Here is a 1396-nt window from a genome sequence, read left to right as displayed (position 1 = left end):
GGCAAGGGCTACTGGGACCAGCTGACCGACTGGTTCGGCACGGCCGCGGACTGGGTCCGGGACCTGGGCGGCGGCTCGGGCGAGGGGACGGGCGGCACCGGCGCCCCCTGACCCGGCGGCCCCCTGACCCGGCGACGGCCGGACGCGACGGGCCCGCCGCGCACCCGGCGGCTCCGCCGCGTGCTCTGCGGGGCCGCCCGCCGGAGTGCCGTCCCGGGACACCGGGTTTGCTGATTTGTCGACATCCAGCGGGTGATTTCCGGCTCCGCGGTGAAGGTTGGCTCCCCGTACGCGTAGCTTTGGCGACAACACGCGTCGGTAGGAGCAGTCTTGGCACGGAAGATCGGCAGCCGGTACACCGCCCACCAGATCCTCGGGCGGGGCAGCGCCGGCACGGTGTGGCTGGGTGAGGGTCCCGAGGGGCCGGTGGCCATCAAGCTGTTGCGCGAGGACCTCTCCTCCGACCAGGAGCTCGTCGGGCGGTTCGTGCAGGAGCGGACGGCGCTGCTCGGCCTGGAGCACCCGCACGTGGTCTCGGTGCGCGACCTGGTCGTCGACGGCAACGACCTCGCGCTGGTCATGGACCTGGTCCGGGGCACGGACCTGCGCACCCGCCTCGACCGGGAGCGCAGGCTGGCCCCCGAGGCGGCCGTGGCGATCGTCGCCGACGTCGCCGACGGACTGGCCGCCGCGCACGCCGCGGGCGTCGTGCACCGCGACGTCAAGCCGGAGAACGTCCTGCTGGACATGCAGGGCCCGCTGGGCCCCGGCGGCTCCCACCGCGCCCTGCTGACCGACTTCGGCGTGGCCAAGCTCATCGACACCCCCCGCCGGACCCGCGCCACGAAGATCATCGGGACGCCGGACTACCTGGCCCCGGAGATCGTCGAGGGGCTGCCGCCGCGCGCCTCCGTCGACATCTACGCCCTGGCCACGGTCCTGTACGAGCTGCTGGCCGGCTTCACACCGTTCGGCGGCGGCCACCCGGGCGCGGTGCTGCGCCGCCACGTCACCGAGACGGTGGTGCCGCTGCCCGGCATCCCCGACGAGCTGTGGCAGCTGCTGGTGCAGTGCCTGGCCAAGGCCCCCGCGTCCCGGCTGCGCGCCTCCGAGCTGGGCGCCCGGCTGCGCGAGCTGCTCCCGCTGCTCGCGGGCATGCCCCCGCTGGACGTCGACGAGCCGGGCACCGAACCCGCCGAGGAGCCCGCGGAGGATCCCGCGTCCCCGGCACCGTCCGCTGGGGCGCCGGTGCGGCGCCGCGGGGCGGTACCGCTGGTGCCGGGTGCCAAGCCCGCCGACTCCAACCGCGACACGCACACCTCGATGCGCGTGCCCGCCCCCGACGAACTGGCCGGCGGGGCGCGCGGCACCGCCCGGGCCCCCCGGGCGGCGGGCG

At 76.1% G+C, this 1396-nt stretch carries 1 protein-coding gene; it reads left to right on the top strand.

The genetic code is table 11. The annotated features are described in order from the left end of the window. Positions 1-330: 330 nt before the first annotated feature. The coding region (locus G3I53_RS30945) for a serine/threonine-protein kinase (protein WP_164438994.1) at positions 331-1396 on the top strand (1066 nt) is incomplete at its 3' end.

This window comes from Streptomyces sp. SID14436, from assembly GCF_010548465.1.
Classification (GTDB): Bacteria; Actinomycetota; Actinomycetes; order Streptomycetales; family Streptomycetaceae; genus Streptomyces.
The sequence above is the reverse complement of the archived record's forward strand: the minus strand, read 5'-3'. Positions and strand labels throughout refer to the sequence as shown.